The organism is Acidilobus aceticus, assembly GCF_055392325.1.
In genome coordinates this window covers 169,210-188,572 of sequence record NZ_AP042407.1, presented here as the reverse complement: position 1 = coordinate 188,572, position 19,363 = coordinate 169,210, and the positions used below count along the sequence as shown (strand labels likewise).

Genomic DNA, 19,363 nt, shown 5'->3' with positions numbered 1-19,363 from the left:
CGACAGAGTTAGCTGAGTCCCCGCGTTAAAGGAGCGCGGCTTAGCCGCCTCTGAGGTCTTAAGGCTAAGGCTCCCACGATAGTGCCTGCAGCTGTTGGCAGCTAGCATTTTACTTCTTTAACGGCTACTGCGACCCCCTGGGAGGGGGCTTGAATAGCTCTAAGAGCTGCTCCACCTGCGCCTACTGGAGGCCGCACGTGGTTTACCCTTTCGTGGGCCTCTGCACCGCCTGGGGCAAGCTCACCATGGACGACGATGGCTGTGAAAGGCACGCGGATCTCAAGATAGATCCCGGCTCGTTCTACTGGGTGCCGGAGCTCAGGACAAGAGTGAACGGGGAGGAGGCAAGGCTGCTGGTTAAGGAGGGTGTAAGGGTGTACGTGGCTGCATATGTTGACCCCGACGTCAGGGAGGAGATCTACGGGGCCTTTTAAAGGTCTGTGTAGGCTTTAGGGGCAAACTTATAGGTAATTTGATCTCACTTAATAAGTCCTGCTAGGGCCAGAGAGCACGGTGTGGGGTGCCGCTGAAGTTGAGCGAAGCAGTGGACCTTGACGTCATGATAGGAGGGCCCCAGGGAGGCGGCATAGAGTCATCAGGGCAGATGATGCTCAGGGTCTTCATGCTTAAGGGATATGACGTCTTCGGCATAAGGGAGTACCACAGCGATATAATTGGGGCCCACAGCTATTATAATGTAAGGGTGAAGGCCTCAAGGCCCAGGAGCGTGAGGCTTCCTGCTGACGCGCTGCTAGCGCTAGACGCTGAGGCCATATTTACGCACTATAATGAGCTGAAGGAGGGCAGCTACCTGATATATGACGTGGACTCCTTGCAGACCAGGATAGAGAAGATAGCGCCCATGGAGCCCGAGGTAAAGGAGAGGGTGATAGCTGACCTCAAGTCTAAGGGAGTAGAGCCGATAGCGTCTGAGCTGGTCAAGTACCTCTCCAAGAACGGCATAAAGACCATCGGGCTCCCCCTGAAGGATCTCCTGAAGCAGACCGCGGACAGGCTTAAGACGACGGTTGTGAGCGTCTCCAAGAGCGTTAACACTATGACAATAACTGCCCTGGCGACAGTGTTGGGCATAGACCTGAGCGCTGTTGAGAGGTCCATAAACCTGTACTTCTCAGGGAGGAAGAGCATCATAGACTCTAATGTGGAGGCCGCCAGGGTCACGTACGAGTACGTCAGGAGCAACTTCGGCATCTCCAAGGAGCTCCCCGATGGCCCCCACAGGGGTAAGGTGAGGATGATAGCAACAGGCAACGACATAGTTGCGATGGCTAAGATAGTGGGCGGCGTCGGGCTTGAGACGTACTACCCGATAACGCCAAGCCAGGACGAGGCGTTCTACATGGAGTCCCACAGGGTGTTCGACCTTGACGAGGAGGCGAGCAAAGCGCTCGGGACCAGCAAGATGAACTCGCTGACCCTTCAGGCCGAGGACGAGCTGGCGGCGCTCAACATGGCCATAGGTGGAGCCATAGCTGGCGCCAGGGTGGCCACCACCACGAGCGGCCCCGGCCTCTCACTTATGAATGAGGCGATAAGCTTCGCAGTGATGGCCGAGGTGCCGGTCGTCATAAGCGACTGGATGAGGACTGGGCCCTCAACTGGAATAGCCACAAGGCAGGGGCAGCAGGACCTCCTGCACGCCATATTTGCTGGCCACGGCGAGGCGTGGCCAAAGATAGTGATCGCCAGCGGCGACCACCTGGAGGCGTACTATGACACAATAAAGGCCCTCAACTGGGCCGAGCAGTTCCAGGTCCCTGTTATTCACCTGCTTGACAAGTACATGGCCGCAAGCATGATGAGCTTCGACAGGGAGGACGTAGATCCATATAAGGTGCCCCTCACGAGGGGCAACTACGTGTCAAACCCAGGCCCTGACTACAGGAGGTACGAGATCACGGAGGACGGCATAAGCCCAAGGGCTCCGCTTGGCTCCGTGAGGTTCCTGGTATCAAGCCTTGAGCACAACGAGTACGGCATTGTGACCGAGGACCCCTCGACTAGGGAGAAGATGATGTTAAAGAGGATAAAGAAGATGGAGGCCATAGAGAGGGGCATACCCGACTCAGAGAAGGCCGTGCTCCACGGGGATCCTGACGCCAAGATAACTATAGTGTCCTGGGGGTCCACTAAGGGACCGATACTGGACGCCATGGAGAGGCTCAGGGCTGACGGCCTCAGGGTTAGGTTCCTTCAGATAAAGACGTTCCTGCCGTTCCCAACGGAGGTTGTGAAGGGTATCATAGGCTCGTCGGACGACGTCATAGCAGTTGAGAACAACGCCTTCGGTCAGATGGTTATGGCCATAAGGATGTTCACGGGGCTTGACATAAAGAAGAGGGTTGCGAAGCTCAACAGCAGGAGCCTCATGGAGCAGGAGGTTTACAATGGAGTTAAGAAGGCGCTTGGAATGAAGGAGGGCCTGGTGGTGGTGAGCGATGGCTCGTAACTGGATGGACTACAAGACGGACGCGTGGGTCCAGTGGTGCCCTGCCTGCGGCAACTTCGGCATATTGACAGCCCTGCAGAGGGCGCTGGCGGAGCTGGACCTGCCGAACGAGAAGGTCACCATAGTCTCAGGCATAGGGTGCTCCAGCAGGATGCCGTACTACGTTAAGACCTCCAACGTGCACACGCTCCACGGCAGGCCTATACCCGTGGCCCAGGGCATAAAGCTTGCCAACCCTGACCAGGTAGTTATAGTGGCCTCAGGCGACGGCGACCTCCTGGGAATAGGTGCTGGTCACTTCGTCGCGGTTGGCAGGAGAAACATAGACATAAAGGTGCTACTGCATGATAACGCCGTCTACGGGCTCACCAAGGGTCAGGCAGCGCCGACGCTGCCCCTCTACGTCAAGACCAAGGCCCTGGGACAGCCCAACATACAGAGCGCCGTCAACCCGCTCATGCTTGCGTTCGCCAGCGGCTACACGTTCATAGCAAGGGCCTACGCTTACCACATAGATCAGCTGAAGGAGATGATAAAGGCCGCCATAAAGCACAAGGGGACCTCCCTCATTGACATACTTCAGCCGTGCCCGACCTATAACGACATAATGACCAAGGAGTGGTACGAGAAGAGGATATACTACCTGGACAAGGAAGACCCGAGCTGGGACCCCAATATAGAGAAGCCCGAGGACGTCAAGAAGATACCGAAGATAGTAGAGAAGATGCTGGAGTGGGACACGAGGATACCCCTGGGCATATTCTACAGGAACACCATGATAGAGCCGTTCGACGTGAGGATAGAGAAGATAATGCCTGGCTACCTTCAGAACCCGCCGGCCAGGAGAGTGGTCGGGGTTAACGGCAGGGCCCTGACGAACCCATTCGACGCATTCAAGGACAGGCTCGTGCCCACTTAAGTTTAAGGCCATAGGCTCAAGTTTTCCTTTCTTTTGTTTCTGCGGTCCGCGCCCTCGGAGCAAGGGCCGAGCTTACGATAAGTATAGTTGAGGCCACCAGCACTGCCATGATGAGCCCTCTGCCGGAGCTGGGAAGGGTCACGAGGAACGGCGCAAGGCCCCCTATCACTCTCCCAAACAGGAGCGACAGGTTAATAGCTAAGCCTTCGCTGCTCCCTGGGAAGAGCTCAGTTACCCACGCGCCCGCCGCAGAGAAGAAGCCGCTGGCAGCCACTGCGACAGCGTAGGCTGTTGCAAACACCGCTTTGTTGCTTGTCAAGGCTAACATAAGGGCGCCTGAGGCCGCACCCATGATGCCTGCGATCGCCAGCGGGAGCCTCCTTCCAACCCTGTCCGAGAGGGCGCCTATGCTAACATATGATATTATGCCGGCGGCGCTGGCAGCGCTTATAACTACCGATGCCAAGGATCCGCCTATGCCAGCTAGCGAGAGCGTGTATGTTGGGTACGTTAGGAGTGGAACCGTCAGTATAAAATATGATGCCATTATAGTCGAGGAGAACAGAAGGGGCTTTGCGGGGATACTTGAAAGCCTGAGGGCAACCGCTTGTCTCCTTGGAGGGAACTTCGACAGCGCCAGAAGTACGGCTGAGATCACATTTAGTGCGGAGAGAAGCAAAAACGTTAGCCTCCAGCCAGAGGCTCCAAGGGCGGCGTAGAGGCCGGACATAATCATGGCTCCAACGAAGTACAGGCTCTCGAGCACGCCGATCGTAGTCCCAGACCTAGATGGGTGAAGGTCGGCGGCCACATAGTAGGCTATTCCGTTGTTTGAGTTGGCGCCCACGCCGACAAGGGCCCACGCCACGTAAAGGCCGCAGAGGCCCCTGGAGGCGGCCGCGAGCAGAAGGCCCAGAGCGAGGAGCGACGAGGACATGACCATGACCGGCCTGTCGCCGATGCGATCGGCAAGCCTGCCAAGGAGTACGGAGGCCACCGCCCCAACCTCCCACGACAAGAGTATGGCCACTGAGGCCTCGCTGACGCTGGCCTTCAGGGACAGCGACACGCCCTCTATGTCGTAGCCCAGCGACAGGACTGAGACGGCGGCCCACAGAAACGAGAGCGTCACTGACGCTGTCGTCATCAGCCTATGTCGCAAAGCCCTTCCCCGCGCCTGGAGGCCCAGGACATAAGAATTAATAATCGTGTAGAACTATATAGATGTTGAGGCGTGGATGATTAGGAACCCCAAGGCAAAGGGCACGAGGGCTGAGAATGAGCTCGCTGACATCCTGTGGGAGAGAGGGTTCGCTGTGGTCAGGGGGCCAGCCAGCGGGGGAGGGGCTAAGAGGAGGTTCCAGCCTGACCTAGTGGCCGTCAGGGACGGTAAGGTCCTCGTCATAGAAGTTAAGTCGAGGTCGGGCTCTGGCCCTCTCTACATAGAGGCCGAGCAGGTGGTAGGCCTGGCTGAGTTCGCAAGAAGGGCGGGGGGACTGGCACTGATAGCGTTCAGGGCCAGGGGAGGCGAGTGGAGGTTCCACGCTGTCGAGTCCCTGAGGCCCACCGGCTCCAGCTTCGCAGTTGATGACCCGGCGAGCGGCATGAGGCTCAGGGACGTGGAGGAGATGCTGGAGAGAAAGCATAAGGACCTCTCAACATACCTCAGGCTGGACTCTAACTCTCCAAGCCTTAGTAAGTTAGATACGACTGACCTCTAACTCTCTTATTGAGCCTCGCCTACAGTTTAGCGTGGACGGAGGTAGGTCCAGTTTGTCTAAGCAGGTGGAGTGCCAGTACGAAGAGGGCCCGCTTGGCAGAAGGATCGTGGTTCCAAAAGGCCTTGACAACGTGATAGTTGACACCACTAACATAAGTGGCGTTGACCCCACGGGCAAGGCTACCATATATCGCGGCTACACAATAGATGACATAGGTGCGAACGCCGACTTTTACGAGGCCGCTTACCTCATACACTATGGACACCTGCCCAACCAGAAGGAGTACGACGAGTACAGGAAGAAGCTTGACAGCTACAGGGCTGAGATACCCGAGAAGCTAATAGACGCGCTGAAGCTGGTTCCCGCCACTCACCCGATGTACTATGCCCAGTACGCTTACAACCTGCTGGGCCAGTTCTACGCGCCAGAGTGGCCCCAGAAGGCCTCCTTCGAGTTCCTAGAGGAGCACGCAATGAGGCTCATAGCGTTAACCCCGTTCATATTTGCCGCCGCGTGGCACCTGCCGAGGGACGGCGTCCTCTACAGGCCTGACCCAAGCCTGCCTCACGCCAAGGACGCCCTGAGGATGATCCTGGGCAGGATGCCGAGCGACGTTGAGGCGAGGGCCTTTGAGGCCACGCTAGTCCTCTACATGGATCACGGCTTCAACGCCAGCACCTTCACGGTAAGGGTGGCCGCCAGCACGCTGACGGACATTTACAGCGCTGCAGCAGCCGGCGTCGCCTCGCTCAAGGGGCCGCTGCACGGAGGGGCCAACGAGCAGGCCATGAAGATGCTGCTCGAGGCCCAGGCGCAGGCCCAGGCAAAGGGAATACCGCTGGAGGACTACATAGAGCAGTACATAAAGGACAGGCTGGCCAGGAAGGAGCTCATAATGGGCTTTGGCCACAGGGTCTACAAGGTGCACGACCCGAGGACCGACGTGGCCAGGAAGTTCGTGGCGCAGCTGCCCAACGGTGACATGTGGGTTAAGGTGCTCGCCAAGGCCGAGGATGTAATGAAGAAGGAGAAGAACCTGCCTGCCAACATAGACCTCTACACTGGCGTGCTTTACTACCAGCTCGGCATTCCAATACCGATGTACACGCCAATATTTGCCATGGGCAGGATAGTAGGCTGGACTGCTCACTACATAGAGCAGTTCCTTAACAACAGGTTAATAAGGCCCGACGAGAAGTACGTGGGCCCCACCGGCCTCAAGTACGCTCCCATAAGCGAGAGGAAGTAATAAGCAACTTGGCCGCGCTAACCTCACTTTTTTGAATTAAATAAACACCTTATTTATTATATTTCAGTAGTTCTCAAGCACCCTCAGGCTGGCCAGAAGACCTGCAGTCACGAAGACGGCGGTTATTGCTATAAGTATCGCCCAGTCTTCAAGTATGTTGAAGCTGTGAACTCCAAGCAGGTTATACCTAACTATGTCAACGGCATACGTGAGCGGGTTGAACCTTGCTATGTCCCTAAGCCACCACGGCATCTGCTGGAGGGGGAAGAGGGCCGGCGACGCGAACATGAGGGGCAGGTTTATGAGGTTAACTATGGAGAACATTATCTCCTGGTTGTCGACAGCAAAGCCTATGGCCTCAAATATGCTTATGAAGCCGGCCGCCAGTAGGGCTATCGCAGCGCCGGCCTCAATAAAGTTGATGGCGTTCCAGTCGACGCTGAAGCCCAGCGCCACGGCTATAACAAGGAGTATGGTCTCATAGAAGAAGGTCCTTACGAGCGTGGCTGCCATCTTGGCCAGGAATATGCTGGACCTGGGGGCCGGGGTCATCCTTAGCCTGTTCATGCTTCCGAGCCTCTTCTCAAACACTATGTTCACGCCGCCGAAGACGCTCTGGAAGAAGGCGAAGACCACAAACATGCCGGTGGCCAGGTAGGCGAAGTAGTTGGTGGTCCCGAAGAGCCTGAGCAGCGTCTGGTCTACATACTGCTTAACGATGACAGGGTTGGCGCCCTGCAGGCCCGCTGAGGAGAACATGTTGACGAAGTTGAGGCTCTTCCCGAAGAGGGCCAGCCACGCGATGGGGGTTATCAGCGATATGAAGAAGGTGCCCCTCCTTCCCACCCACTTCTTGAGCTCCCTTTCCACCAGCACGTAGGTTTCCCTTATCATGATCTCACCGCCCTCATGAGCCTCCTGAACTTAAACGCGTCAAAGGACTCCTCGTCCCTAAGCCCATGACCTGTGAGCTCCAGGAAGACCTCCTCCAGGTTGGGCCTCACCACCCTGAGCTCAAGCACGTTAAACTGCGACAGCTCCTTTATGAGCTGCGGCATGGCCTCAGTGGAGGACTCCACTTTTATTACGACGTAGCCCTCCAACAGCTTCACATCGCCGAAGATGCGGGAGAGCTCCCTCACGGCCTTCTCAGCCTCGGCGTCGCCTGAGAACTTTATGTAGATCCTGTCGCCCTTGACCTTGGCCTTCAGCTCCTCGGGGGTGCCCTCGGCCACTATGTGCCCATGATCTATAATCGCCACCCTGTCGGAAAGCTCCTCGGCCTCCTCCATGTAGTGGGTAGTCAGTATGACCGTGACGCCCTCCTTCTTCAGGGCCCTCACGAGGTCCCATATGTGCCTTCTGCTCTGAACGTCAAGCCCAACCGTGGGCTCGTCAAGGAACACTACCTTGGGGTTATGAACTATGCTCATGGCTATCTCAAGCCGCCTCCTCATGCCGCCGCTGTAGTACATAACCCTCCTCTTGGCCGCGTCCTCGAGCTCCATGAACTTTATGGCCTCCCAGGCCCTTTCCTCAGCTTCCTTGCCACTGAAGCCGTGAAGCCTCGCCATGAGTAACACGTTGTCGAAGCCTGTTAGCTCGTCATCTGCAGTGAGGTCCTGGGGCACCACACCTATGACTCTCCTGACCTTGACCCTGTCCTTCACTATGCTGTAGCCCTCAACGAGGGCGTCGCCCTCGGAGGGCATCCTGAGCGTTGCTAACATAGAGATAGTGGTCGTCTTGCCTGCCCCATTAGGCCCTAGCAGCGAGTAAATCTCGCCCCTCATAACTTTGAAGTTTATGTGGTCAACTGCCAGGAGGTTGCCGTACCTTTTGGTGAGGTTTATGGCCTGTATGCTCACGTCTGACGTGTGGGTCACCTGGGCTTGGATTATCTAAGAGCTTTATATATCTTTATTCTATATTTGTAGTTCATAATATTCTGTCCTTCTACATTCTATGCGTCACGTTATATTATTCTGTGATGGTGATGGCTAATTGCCTGATCGCTCCCTGGTAGCGTAAAGCAAAGGCACTGTCATTACATTGGTGGCTGTTAGGACAAGAGCCTCCGCCAGGAGCCCCCTGGGCAGCGCGTACCCAGCCAGGGGAAATATCCAGAGGCTGACGGCCATGTTAGCCATATTAATGAAAGCTAGGGACAGGGCGCTCTGGTCTCTGCCGTACCTCTCCACAGCGTACGCGTAGTAAATGCTGAAGGCCAGGTCGACCAGGAAGCCGTTAATAAAGGATGCCGCCAGGAAGAACACAAATGACCTGCTGTAGATCATAAGGTAACTTATGGATGACACTGCCAGGAGTATGGACACCAGCCGCCTGCTCCTGGCCCAGCTGGCGGGCACCCACACCGCCAGGAAGCCCCCAAGGGCGGCCCCGGCGAACATGAGCAGCGTCAGGGACCCAGAGCCGAAGGGGGAGGCGCCGAACGAGAGCTGAGCCATAGAGGGCAGGAGGAAGCCGAAGGCGTAGGAGGTTCCGAAGGAGCCAGCCCCGGCCGCGCCAACTATCAGGAGGTCAGTCCACGAGCTCCTTGCCCTGGGGCCCGCACCTGCAGGCCTGCCGTTGAACTTTATCACCGTGGCGCTGGCGACGTCCATAACTATGCCAAGGAGCCCTGCCACAAGTGTTCCGAGCCTCCACCCCAGGAGGCCGTCCACAACCCCCCAGGCCAGGGCCGCGAGGCCCCCCAAGTTGAAGGTGGCGTTGTAAAGTCCCATGAGGCTTGCTGACGAGGAGTCGCTTATGTTAACGAGCACGAAGCCAGCCGGGGCGAAGAAGAGGCCGGTGCCGAGCCCCGCTATGAACCTGAGCATCACAGCCTCCCAGGCGCTGCTGGCAAAGTATATCATGATGTCCGAGAGCGATAGTATTGCAAGGCCGATGACAAACGTGTTCCTCGCCCCTATCCTGGCGGAGAGGGCTACGCTGACCAGCTGCGTGGACGCGGCCCCTGCTATGAAGACCAGCGGCAGCACGCCAGAGAGCCAGCTAGGGGCACCGTACTCCGACAGTATCTGGAGCATGGCTGGCGCTAGGACGTACCACTGCATCGAGTAAACCAGCCTCGTCAGCAGCAGGGTAACTTCCTGCCTCAGCTTGTTCGTGCCCTTGCGCCCTTTCGGCTAACGTCAACTTTGATGGGTTTATAAGCTTAGGGCCTTTATGCAGAAAGTTACGGCGGCGACAACTACGCTTATTGTCTTCCACTGGCGGGCTATCTGGGATCCCGCTTGAGTGGGAACCGCTTGGCCGGATACATCATCTTTGTTGGAGTTGCCCAGTTCGTGCTCTTTATGTTAATAGCCGAGGCCATATACCCAGGGTATAGCGTTTCGAGGAACTACATAAGCGACCTGGGGAACCTGAGGCTGGAGCCCTCTACGCCTCACGCAGCCGTTTTCAACACCTCAATAATGCTACTGGGCATTCTGCTAATAGCTGGCGGCGTGCTGCTATATCGCTCTGGGAGGGACGCGACCGGCAGGGCACTTGGAGCCCTGGTGATGGCCTCAGGCGTTGGAGCTGCGGGCGTTGGCCTCTTCCCAGAGGGGTCCCCGCACGGGCTTCACATAATCTTCTCCCTCGTGACTTTCCTGGCCTCCTCCCTGGCCTCATACCCAGCGTCGCTCTACAGGGGGCTTAGGACTCCCCTGTGGGGGGCCCTGGGCACCATAGGCCTTATGGCCCTGGCGCTTTACGTGAACGGGATATACCTGGGCCTTGGGTGGGGCGGGATGGAGAGGCTCATAGTGTACCCCAACCTGCTCTGGGCCGCAGGCTTCTCAGGGGCTTTGTTGGGCAAGGAAAAGGGCTAGCCACAGGTAAGGATAAGTAGAAGCTGTTGTACTAAATAACCGGGAGCCGCCACGTCTAAGGAGCCGTTTTACTTCAAGAGCTTTGACAGGGTGATAGGGGTTGCCAAGGATGAGGAGGAGCTCCTGACGGAGATGAAGAGGCTCTCGGAAGTTGACCCCAAGGCCGTGGAGTATCACCTGGCCCAGGGCCACATAAGGGCATGGCTTGACTACATAGGCAGGGGCGACCTGGCGAGCCTGCTCAGCGACGTTAAGTCTCTCGCGGACGCGGTCAAGCTGCTCAGCGACGCCATGTTAGGCTGGGACTCGGAGCTCACCTGCCCGGGCTGCGGTTTCAAGGGCAAGGTCAGGGACTTCAAGCTCCTCCGCCCTCCATGGTATTTTGGCAAGTACTTGGGCAGGAGCCTCCAGTGCCCCAGGTGCGGCCTTAAGTTCAGGTACTTCTACCCGCTCGCCCAGGGCGGCAAGCCTTACACTGTTCCCAAAGGAAAGGGCATGTAATGGTTGGCCCAGACATAATGTATTGATCATAAGCTTTACAATAAATCTTTTTAATTTTGGTAGTCACTAGAGATCTAGTGAGAGCTATGCCCAGCGCTCTCCCAGACGAGGCGGTTAGCGTCTCCATAGAGCTGGCGAGGCAGGCCATAAGGGAGGCCAACCTAGCCTACCGGGAGGGGCTCAGGGACGTAGCTGAGGCCCTTAAGTCTCTTGGGGAGAGCGCTAGGGAAATAGCTATGTACCTGGCCAAAGGAGACGTTGAAAAGGCCTATGAAATGGTTGAGAGCAGCAGCATTGAGAGCTTAGTGGTGTACGCGTCCCCCAACACCAAGGACGCCTACGAGCATCTAAGGTATCTGCTGGTAACTACTAGGTATTCGAGGGTCCGCGCCGCCAGGCACTAAAATTATCACTTTCTTATAGTTTTGACTGGAAATCTTAGCCACATTACTATGTTTTAACTGGGCCTTACTTAGCAGCATATATAAGCTATGACTATATCTAAGGCCCGGTGCTCGACTTGCACGAGGACACGGAGATCCTAGGGTCGCAGTACGGTAATGACCCCTACAGGTCTGTAGTACCTCCTATCTATCTCAGTGTTGCCTATGATTACATAACTGATGATAATGCAGTTAGAGACGACAAGGGCAGGGTGGTCAGATATTCAAGGGAGACGAATCCAAGCCTAAGGCCCCTCGAGAAGGCCGTAGCCGCGCTGGAGGGCGCTGACGATGCTCTTGCCTTCAGTTCAGGCATGGGCGCCATAGCTGCGTCCCTCCTGGCCCTGTTGAAAAGGGGCGCGAGAATCCTGACGTTGAAGGAGATGTACGGTGTTACAATCCAGTTGCTTCAGGACTTACTGAACCTCGTTGGAGGCTCCTTGGTTAAAGTTTACCCTTCAACTGAAGAGGTAATTAATGAGCTTGCGGGAGGGAAGTACGATGTGGCCGTACTTGAGGTAATGACAAACCCGACGCTCAAGGTGATAGACTTAAGGGAGATAGGCAGGGCAGCCAAAGAGGCCGGTACCAAACTTATAGTTGATAACACTTTCACGACCCCCCTGCTGGTCAGGCCCCTCAGGCTGGGGGCGTCAGTGGTAGTACACAGCAGCACCAAGTACTTAGCCGGTCACAACGACGTGGTAGGCGGGATCGCCGCTGCAGGTGGCCCAGAGGTAAAGGACCTCTATGAGTGGAGGAGGAAGCTCGGAACTGTGCAGCCGCCGTTCGAGGCATACCTTACCTACAGGGGCCTGAAGACACTGTCCCTGAGGTTCGAGAGGCAGAGCAGGACAGCTATGGCGCTGGCCGAGTTCCTCCATGATTGCAGCAAGGTGGCAGCCGTTTACTACCCGGGCCTCCCTGACAGCCCATATCATGGAGTGGCCTCAGGGCTCTTTGAGAGGCCCCTGTACGGCGGCGTCCTCTCCTTCACGCTCAGGGGAGGCCCAGAGGCCGCCCTCAGGCTTGTGAAGGCCCTCAGGGTGGCCAGGGTGGCCCCAAGCCTTGGAGGCACCGAGACCTTAGTGACGCTGCCGGCGTTCACCGCCTCAAGCCACATAAGCCCAGAGGAGAGGAGGGCCCTGGGCATAGAGGAGTCCCTGATAAGGGTCTCAGTGGGCCTGGAGGATGAGGGCGACCTAGTGGAGGACTTTGGCAAGGCACTGGGGGCCATAAGCTAAAGCATGGCAGAGCCGCCGCCGGGACTTGAACCCGGGACCTCTGCCTTACCAGGGCAGCGCTCTACCGGCTGAGCTACGGCGGCGCTGGGGGCTTTTGGCCCCCAGCTCCCTCTCCTCCTAGCTAGTTATAACTTTTGTGGCCTTTGCGTCGCCCCTACTGCTATGAACTTCTAGTAATTTTGAGCCCTAAGCATGGCAGAGTAAGCCACGAGCGAACACCTTACAGGCCTATACAACTACTTTAGGCAACGGCATAGCAGTATAGTAAGTCTAAAGTAAGGTTTATATGTGCACAGTAAGCATCAGTTCCTTTGGTGAGTGTGCACAATGAGCGCTTGGGGCTGGGTCGAGTGGCTGCTGAACCCGCCGCAGGGCCTGTCGCTGGGCATGATACTGCTTATTTCATATGTGCTGGGCCTCCTGCACGGCGCGACGCCGGACGAGCACACGTGGCCCATAACCTTCAGCTACGCCGTTGGCAAGTACAGCACCAAGGGGGGCATGAAGGCGGGCTTCCTCTTCTCGCTCGGGTTCACGCTGCAGAGGGCGCTCCTGACGACCCTTGGGTTCCTCGGGCTGGCTTACTTCTATCAAAAGTATAACCTCGACGGCCCGGTCTACGTGGTTGTTGGAATAGTTATGGCTATAGCTGGGTCCTACATACTGAAGGGCAAGTACCTGCACCTTGAGCTTGACAGGCTGCTGGGCAGCAGAACGCACGGGAGGGCAGCTGAGAGGAAGAACATATACGAGCAGCTGAGGGACGTGCCGCTTAAGATGACCATAGTTCATGGCCTCATAGCTGGCTTCGGTTTTGGCGCCTACGCCAGCGTAATAACGTTCATACTCGCGCCGAGGGTCGGCTCCCTGCTCTACGCCCCGCTGCCTGGGGCGATGTTTGGGCTTGGAACAATGACGATGCAGATAATATTTGGGGCGGCGTTTGCTAACCTGGCAAGGCTTAAGGGCCTGGGCGAGGAGGGCGTGAAGAGGCTGGGCGCGGCCACCGCTGGAAGGACCCTATACTACGGAGGCTTAGCCTTTGTGGTGATAGGCCTTCTCATAGTGCTGTTCCCAACAATAGATTACCTGGCCCTGAGCACTGGGGTGCCAATACCTAACCTAGACGCTGTGGACGTAGGGCTGGTCCTCGTGCTTACTGTGGTGGGAGGCATAGGAATAGGAAGCATGATAAAGGCTTACAGGGAGCTGAACAGCATAAGCAGCGCAACGCGCGCTAGGAGCTGAGTATTATAACTCAATTTATGTAATTGACTTTGAAACTTAGTGTATCACGAGGACCTGCTAGATGCTTATATCGATAGATGCATCTTCTATTATATACCAGCACATTTAGATGATACCATTCTCCCGTTCATAGACCTAAAATGAGTAAGGAAAAGCATCTAGCTTTTGTTTTAATAGTGTTCATGGCATTAGTGACTATAACTGCCTTAGTGGGCGAGCCCCTGGGGGCACTGGCAGCCCACGGAAGGCCGGCCTCATCATTTAGCGTGGGCGAGAACGCCAACAGCGTTTACAGCGCTTCGAAGGATCCCGTGGAAATAACGGGACCTATTAATATAACAAAGCCAGGATACTATGTTATAGCTAGCAACATCAGCGTGTGCAGCGATAACTATACGATAGGCGTGTTCGCGAGCAACGTAATAATAAATGGAGAAGGCCATGTAATCACAGGGTGCAGGGTAATTATCGGCGTTGGCGTCGTCGAAAGCGTTGGCATACTTATAAACAATGCCAGTAACGTAACCATAGAGGACCTTGTTGTCAGGAAGTATTACTATGTGGTGAATGGAAGCGGCAACGACATACGCGTCATTAACGCCTCCCTGGAGAAGGGACTCACGGCAGACCTTCAGCTGTGGGGCAACAACATAAGCATATACAACGCCTTTGTGCCAAGCAGCGGGCGCGGCATTAACATAACTGGCAACAACATAACCATATACAAAGTTAACACCTTTGGTGACTACATAGGCGTCGCAGTTAATGGCAACCAAGTTAAGTTGGAGAGGGTGACTAACCCGGATAACAGCTACGGCATCGTAGTTAATGGAGACTATGTAACCGTGATAGGCGGCGCCTCCTCGAGCAGGTTTGGGGCAACGTTTAACGGCAGCCACATAAGTGTGGTCAACTCTACGTTCAACGTGGAGAGCGGTTTATACGGCAAGAGCTATGGCGTGGGCGTGCGCGGCAGCTACGTGACCATGCTCAACGTCACCGCGGGCTCAGGCCAGGTGGGCGTAGAGGTTAACGGCTCTTACGTTAACCTCTCAGACATAGAGGCCAACGGTGACAGCATAGGCATTCTAATTAACGGCAGCCACGTGAACGTGGACAGCGTCACGATATATACGGCCAGGGTAGGAGTTGAGGCCTTCGGCAGCCACATAAGGCTGTCCGGGCTTAGCCTATCATATAATGTAGTGTATAATGGAACGGGGGCCACAGGGCTGCTAGTGAAGGGCGAAACCATCAACATGTCAGAGGTCAGGGAGGCCGGCTACACATATGATATAAACTCGACGGGCACTAACATAACTATATCGGACTCCGAGCTCCTGGTCACTGGGCGCAGCGGCCTGGGAATCAACGTCACAGGAAGCGGCGTCTCACTGGTGTATGTGAACGTAAGCTCCTTCGCCTATGGAGTGTACGTCAAAGGGCCCAACGCTACCATATATGGCTCAGACATACAGGCTGCTAACTACACGCTTTACCTCTACGACTCCTACAACGACCTAATATATAACAACGTCTTTGACGGTCCTGTAAAAGTTGTGAACTCGACAGCCACCTGGTACGTCACGCCAAGGCCTGGCACTAACGTGCTTGGTGGCAAAGTAATAGCTGGAAACGCGTGGCTGCTGCCGAACGGCAGCGGCTTCTCGCAGGTGACACCCTCGTCACCATCAGACCCATACATATGCGATGAGCCGTATGAGGTGGCCCCAGGTCAGTACGACATGAACCCGCTCAAATACCCACAGCCCAGCAACGCGTCCACGGTCACTCAGACTACAACATACTCTACTACAACCACCACAACTAGCACTACAACTGTTAGCGAGACGACTTCAACAACAGTAACAACTACGACACAGCAGGCGGAGTCGCAAACCTTAACAGGGACTTCAACATCATCCACATCTACAAGTACGCTGCCTACTAATACGGTGTCCCCAAGGGCTCACTCCAGCCCTACGACCATCTATGTGGCGGTCGGAGCTGTAATAGCAGTAATAGCAGCTGCGTCAGCGGTGGTGCTAATAAGAAGAAGGTAATCAGCTTACCCTTGATGTACGCAGACATTTAGCATATAGTCGCTGCGGCCCAGAGTAAAAGAGTATTACCTTAAGAGTGCCTTTTTGAACATCCTAATCAGTCCTGCTGGGCAATGCGCGCTTTGGGCCGTCACTCTACATTTGATGTGAAGGCCGGGACCCTTGAGACATAGGGAATTACCCTATGACTTGCCGTTGTCGCCCATAGGAGGCCAAAAGTTTAGTGTGTATGCCAAAGGTTAAATACTACGCTGACCTTATGGGTAAACAGCAAAGCTATTAACCCCATTTCCAACACACTGAGACAAAAAATAAAGCGTAGTAAGGTGTTGATTGTTGACGCTGGAGAGGCCTGTAGGCCCATCCCCTCAGGAACTGGTCTCAGCGTCCAGGGCCGCGCTTGGGCTAGAGCCCCTGGACCTCCTGATAAAGGGTGCAGAGGTAGTCGACGTCTGGGGCAGGAGGACAGGAGGCTGGGACGTGGGCGTTAAGGGCAGGGTTGTGGCCTGCGTCGGCGACTGCAGGTCGCGAGCGAGGCGCGTTGTTAACGCTAAGGGGGCCTACCTGGCCCCCGGCTTCATAGACGCCCACATGCACCTGGAGAGCACCTTCCTCAGCCCCGGCGAGTTCTCCAAGGAGCTTGTCAAGCACGGCACCACAGCCGCCTTCGTTGACATACATGAGGTCGGCAACGTGCTTGGCATCAAGGGAGTCTATGCCGTGGCTGAGGAGTTCAGGCACGCGCTGCTTAAGGTGTTCCTGCTGGCGCCGCCCAACGTGCCACCTTCAAGGCGAGTGGACGATGCAGGAGGGGCCTCAATAAGTTACTCCGAGGCCCTTGAGGCCGCCAGGGCCCTCTCAGGCCTGGGCGAGGTCATGGACCTCCAGTCGCTCGTTGAAGGCGACGAGGACCTGATGAACTTCGTGGCCGAGGCCTCAGCCTCGGAGGCGGTTGTCCAGGGCCACATGGCGGGCCTCTCAGGCCCAGAGCTCGACGCCTACGTAAGCCTAGGGGTGAGGAACGACCACGAGGTCACCGCGCGGGAGGAGCTCATGGAGAGGCTTTCGAGGGGCGTGTTCCCCTTCGTGAGGTTCGGCTCCAGCTGGAGGGACCTGGACAGGCTCAGCGACCTGGTCTCGAGGTACTCGCCGCTGGTGCCAATAGTGGTTGACGACATTCACGCCCTTCACCTGGTCCGCGAGGGGCACCTGGACAGGGCCGTGAGGAGGGCCATAGAGCTCGGCGTGGACCCCGTGGACGCCGTGAGGGCAGTCACGCTGGCCCCGGCCCTGTCCTATGGCCTTGAGCGCTGGCTCGGCTCGGTGACTCCTGGAAGGTTCGCTGACCTGGTCCTGCTGGATTCCCTGGACGATAAGCTTCGCGTCATTCAGACCTTCATAAACGGCTCCGAGGCGGTGTGCTCGCCAAAGAAAGTGTCGTCGCAGCTCGACGGTAACACGGTAACGGTGAGCTTCAGGCCGTCGTTTGAGCTTAGGGCGCCTGTGAGCAGCGGCCAGGTGCAGACGAGGGTGATAGAGCTTGTGAACGGCTCGACTATAACCTCAGAGTCGTTTGAGGTACTAAGGGTGGAGGACGGGCGCCCCATAATCAAAGGCAACCTTTCCGAGGTGCACGTAATAAACAGGTACGGCAAGGAGCTTCAGGGCTTCGGCCTGCTGGGGCTCAGCGTAAGCGGCGCCCTGGCGTCCTCAGTGGCCCATGACACGCATAATATTATCATAGTTGGCAACGAGAGGGGCTCCATGGAGGCCGCCCTGGAGGCCATAAGGGCGAAGGGGGGAGGCATAGCGTTTGCGCAGGAGGGCTCGGTGAAGGCCTTCCTGCCGCTGCCCATAGCCGGGCTCATGAGTGACCTGAGCTCTGAGGAGGTGGCCTCAAGGCTTGAGGAGGTCACCAACGAGCTCAGCAGGGCCTGCAGCTGTGACGGCGACCTGGTACTCAACCAGATACAGCTCCTCACTCTGCCAGTGATACCTGAGCTCAGGGTCACAGACAAGGGCCTCTACAGCGTGGGCAGGAGGTCCTACGTGCCCCTCTTTGAGGTGTCCTGAGGTGTCGTGGAGCCCCAGCGCGGAGCACGACACTGTGCTGATCATTAGCTTCGGGGGCCAGTACGCCCACATGATATCAAGGAGGGTCAGGGACCTCGGAGTCTACAGCGAGGTGGTGCCTTACGCCGCGGTCAGCCAGAGCACCGTTGAGGAGCTGAGGCCCAGGGCAATAATACTGTCCGGGGGCCCGAGCAGCGTCTACGAGCCGGGGGCCCCTGCCATAGGGGACTGGGTCCTGAAGCTCGGCCTTCCCGTGCTGGGCATATGCTATGGGCACCAGCTCCTGGCCGAGATGACTGGGGGGAGGGTGGAGAGGGGGCAGGGAGAGTACGGGAGGACCAGGGTCACGGTTGACGGGCCTGACCCGCTCTTTGACGGCTGGGGCAGGGAAGAGGACGTCTGGATGAGCCACTCGGATTACGTGGCCTCGGTGGGTCCCGGCGTCAAGGTTCTGGCCACATCAAAGGACACGGGCTACATAGCAGCCATGAAGGCCGGTGACAAGATCTACGGGGTTCAGTTCCACCCAGAGGTCAGGCACACGGAGAAAGGGGTGAAGCTGATTGCCAACTTCCTCTTCAAGGTAGCTAAGGTAAGGCCCACCTGGAGCGTTGAGGGCCTCGCCGAGAAGCTCGTGGAACAGGTGAGGTCCCAGGTTCCTCGTGAAGATAAAGCTATAGTCGCGGTCAGCGGTGGCGTCGACTCGACCACGGCTGCAGTCATAGCAAAAAGGGCCCTGGGCGACAGGGCGGTCGTGGTCTTCATAAATCACGGCCTGTTGAGGGAGGGCGAGGCGGAGGAGGTGCTAAGCGCGCTGAAGTCCCTGGGGCTGAACCCCATTTACATAGACGCCTCTGACAGGTTCCTGAGGGCCCTGAAGGGGGTGACGGACCCTGAGCAGAAGAGGCTTGTAGTAGGGAAGGTGTTTGCCGAAGTCTTCAAGGAGGTGGCCACCTCGGACAGCTCGATAAGGTGGCTGGTTCAGGGCACGACATACCCTGACGTAATCGAAAGCGGCGCTGAGGCGGGGGCTGACAGGATTAAGAGCCACCACAACGTGGGGGGCCTTCCCAGGGACCTGGGCCTCAGGGTGATAGAGCCCCTCAGGTACCTCTACAAGGACGAGGTCAGGAGGCTCGCCCTCTCCCTCGGCATCCCTGAGAGCATTGCTATGAGGCACCCGTTCCCAGGGCCCGGCCTCGCGGTCAGGGTCATAGGTGAGGTCACAGAGGAGAAGCTCAGGATAGTAAGGAAGGCGTCAATGATAGTAGAGGAGGAGCTGAGGAGGGCGGGCCTTTACAACTCGGTCTGGCAGGCCTTTGCCGTCGTTGGCGACGACAAGTGGGTGGGAGTCAAGGGCGACAGGAGGGCCTTCGGCTACATAGTAACAGTGAGGGTCGTTGAAAGCGAGGACGGCATGACTGCTGACTGGGCGAGGCTCCCGTATGATCTGCTGCAGCGCATAGCCTCAAGGATAACGTCTGAGGTGCCTGAGGTTGTGATGGTAACGTACGCTGTGACCACCAAGCCACCGTCAACCATAGAGCCCGTTTAAAGTTATAAAAGCAGCGCGTTCAAGGTCCCACGTGG

At 56.8% G+C, this 19,363-nt stretch carries 17 protein-coding genes and 1 tRNA gene; 13 read left to right on the top strand and 5 right to left on the bottom strand.

The features are described from left to right. Positions 1 to 149: 149 nt before the first annotated feature. From ACZ5OO_RS00910 to ACZ5OO_RS00900, 3 genes are all read left to right on the top strand, one after another. Positions 150 to 434, top strand: a complete 285-nt coding sequence (locus ACZ5OO_RS00910) for a hypothetical protein (RefSeq protein WP_013266794.1) — start codon at positions 150 to 152, stop codon at positions 432 to 434. 98 nt (positions 435 to 532) lie between these two features. After that, positions 533 to 2,470 (top strand): 2-oxoacid:ferredoxin oxidoreductase subunit alpha, encoded by a 1,938-nt coding sequence (locus tag ACZ5OO_RS00905; protein ID WP_238523587.1) that lies wholly within the window; start codon positions 533 to 535, stop codon positions 2,468 to 2,470. Beyond that, on the top strand, positions 2,460 to 3,389 hold the full coding sequence (locus tag ACZ5OO_RS00900; protein ID WP_464078307.1) for a 2-oxoacid:ferredoxin oxidoreductase subunit beta: 930 nt from the start codon (positions 2,460 to 2,462) through the stop codon (positions 3,387 to 3,389). The genes ACZ5OO_RS00905 and ACZ5OO_RS00900 overlap by 11 nt, the downstream gene beginning before the upstream one ends. Positions 3,390 to 3,405: 16 nt before the next feature. On the opposite strand, the gene ACZ5OO_RS00895 is transcribed toward ACZ5OO_RS00900, so the two are convergent. Next, the gene (locus ACZ5OO_RS00895; RefSeq protein WP_148217147.1) at positions 3,406 to 4,551 is read right to left on the bottom strand and encodes an MFS transporter; all 1,146 of its coding nucleotides are present in this window, start codon (positions 4,549 to 4,551) and stop codon (positions 3,406 to 3,408) included. Positions 4,552 to 4,627: 76 nt separating this feature from the next. Here ACZ5OO_RS00895 and hjc point away from each other — a divergent pair, with 76 nt between their 5' ends. Further along, positions 4,628 to 5,110, top strand: coding sequence for a Holliday junction resolvase Hjc (gene hjc / locus ACZ5OO_RS00890; protein ID WP_013266790.1), 483 nt, complete (start codon positions 4,628 to 4,630; stop codon positions 5,108 to 5,110). 52 nt (positions 5,111 to 5,162) lie between these two features. After that, entirely contained in the window at positions 5,163 to 6,359 is a 1,197-nt protein-coding gene (locus ACZ5OO_RS00885; RefSeq protein ID WP_013266789.1) for a citrate/2-methylcitrate synthase, read from the top strand. A gap of 63 nt (positions 6,360 to 6,422) precedes the next feature. On the opposite strand, the gene ACZ5OO_RS00880 is transcribed toward ACZ5OO_RS00885, so the two are convergent. The 3 genes from ACZ5OO_RS00880 to ACZ5OO_RS00870 form a co-directional block, all read right to left on the bottom strand. Then, positions 6,423 to 7,253, bottom strand: a complete 831-nt coding sequence (locus ACZ5OO_RS00880) for an ABC transporter permease (protein ID WP_013266788.1) — start codon at positions 7,251 to 7,253, stop codon at positions 6,423 to 6,425. Continuing rightward, entirely contained in the window at positions 7,250 to 8,245 is a 996-nt protein-coding gene (locus ACZ5OO_RS00875; RefSeq protein ID WP_013266787.1) for a daunorubicin resistance protein DrrA family ABC transporter ATP-binding protein, read from the bottom strand. Before ACZ5OO_RS00875 ends, ACZ5OO_RS00880 begins: the two co-directional genes overlap by 4 nt. A 114-nt stretch (positions 8,246 to 8,359) precedes the next feature. Next, positions 8,360 to 9,436: an MFS transporter gene (locus ACZ5OO_RS00870; protein ID WP_464078306.1), complete on the bottom strand. Its 1,077-nt coding sequence runs from the start codon at positions 9,434 to 9,436 to the stop codon at positions 8,360 to 8,362. A gap of 180 nt (positions 9,437 to 9,616) precedes the next feature. Between ACZ5OO_RS00870 and ACZ5OO_RS00865 the strand changes: the two genes are divergently transcribed. The 4 genes from ACZ5OO_RS00865 (at position 9,617) to ACZ5OO_RS00850 (ending at position 12,389) form a co-directional block, all read left to right on the top strand. Beyond that, positions 9,617 to 10,201, top strand: coding sequence for a DUF998 domain-containing protein (locus ACZ5OO_RS00865; RefSeq protein ID WP_464078305.1), 585 nt, complete (start codon positions 9,617 to 9,619; stop codon positions 10,199 to 10,201). A gap of 90 nt (positions 10,202 to 10,291) precedes the next feature. Then, positions 10,292 to 10,702 (top strand): zinc ribbon domain-containing protein, encoded by a 411-nt coding sequence (locus ACZ5OO_RS00860; RefSeq protein WP_013266784.1) that lies wholly within the window; start codon positions 10,292 to 10,294, stop codon positions 10,700 to 10,702. Positions 10,703 to 10,788: 86 nt separating this feature from the next. After that, positions 10,789 to 11,106 carry a hypothetical protein gene (locus ACZ5OO_RS00855; RefSeq protein WP_013266783.1) on the top strand — a complete coding sequence of 106 codons (318 nt, stop codon included), beginning with the start codon at positions 10,789 to 10,791 and terminating at the stop codon, positions 11,104 to 11,106. A 107-nt stretch (positions 11,107 to 11,213) separates the two neighbouring features. Then, entirely contained in the window at positions 11,214 to 12,389 is a 1,176-nt protein-coding gene (locus ACZ5OO_RS00850; protein WP_013266782.1) for a cystathionine gamma-synthase family protein, read from the top strand. A gap of 10 nt (positions 12,390 to 12,399) precedes the next feature. Here ACZ5OO_RS00850 and ACZ5OO_RS00845 read toward each other — a convergent pair. Further along, positions 12,400 to 12,472 (bottom strand) — tRNA-Thr (locus ACZ5OO_RS00845). 244 nt (positions 12,473 to 12,716) lie between these two features. Between ACZ5OO_RS00845 and ACZ5OO_RS00840 the strand changes: the two genes are divergently transcribed. From ACZ5OO_RS00840 to guaA, 4 genes are all read left to right on the top strand, one after another. Further along, on the top strand, positions 12,717 to 13,637 hold the full coding sequence (locus ACZ5OO_RS00840; protein ID WP_464078304.1) for a hypothetical protein: 921 nt from the start codon (positions 12,717 to 12,719) through the stop codon (positions 13,635 to 13,637). Positions 13,638 to 13,819: 182 nt separating this feature from the next. Next, positions 13,820 to 15,700 (top strand): hypothetical protein, encoded by a 1,881-nt coding sequence (locus ACZ5OO_RS00835; protein WP_464078303.1) that lies wholly within the window; start codon positions 13,820 to 13,822, stop codon positions 15,698 to 15,700. Between the two features lie 336 nt (positions 15,701 to 16,036). After that, positions 16,037 to 17,773, top strand: a complete 1,737-nt coding sequence (locus tag ACZ5OO_RS00830; RefSeq protein ID WP_013266778.1) for an adenine deaminase C-terminal domain-containing protein — start codon at positions 16,037 to 16,039, stop codon at positions 17,771 to 17,773. Positions 17,774 to 17,843: 70 nt separating this feature from the next. After that, the gene (guaA, locus tag ACZ5OO_RS00825) at positions 17,844 to 19,328 is read left to right on the top strand and encodes a glutamine-hydrolyzing GMP synthase (RefSeq protein ID WP_464078539.1); all 1,485 of its coding nucleotides are present in this window, start codon (positions 17,844 to 17,846) and stop codon (positions 19,326 to 19,328) included. Positions 19,329 to 19,363: the final 35 nt, after the last annotated feature.

Excerpts from the sequence above, each read along its gene's own strand:
- ACZ5OO_RS00900 (WP_464078307.1), top strand. The coding sequence starts at position 2,460 with ATGGCTCGTAACTGGATGGACTACAAGACGGACGCGTGGGTCCAGTGG.
- hjc (WP_013266790.1), top strand. The coding sequence starts at position 4,628 with ATGATTAGGAACCCCAAGGCAAAGGGCACGAGGGCTGAGAATGAGCTC.
- ACZ5OO_RS00880 (WP_013266788.1), bottom strand. The coding sequence starts at position 7,253 with ATGATAAGGGAAACCTACGTGCTGGTGGAAAGGGAGCTCAAGAAGTGG.
- ACZ5OO_RS00870 (WP_464078306.1), bottom strand. The coding sequence starts at position 9,436 with ATGCAGTGGTACGTCCTAGCGCCAGCCATGCTCCAGATACTGTCGGAG.
- ACZ5OO_RS00855 (WP_013266783.1), top strand. The coding sequence starts at position 10,789 with ATGCCCAGCGCTCTCCCAGACGAGGCGGTTAGCGTCTCCATAGAGCTG.
- ACZ5OO_RS00840 (WP_464078304.1), top strand. The coding sequence starts at position 12,717 with ATGAGCGCTTGGGGCTGGGTCGAGTGGCTGCTGAACCCGCCGCAGGGC.
- ACZ5OO_RS00835 (WP_464078303.1), top strand. The coding sequence starts at position 13,820 with ATGGCATTAGTGACTATAACTGCCTTAGTGGGCGAGCCCCTGGGGGCA.
- guaA (WP_464078539.1), top strand. The coding sequence starts at position 17,844 with ATGATATCAAGGAGGGTCAGGGACCTCGGAGTCTACAGCGAGGTGGTG.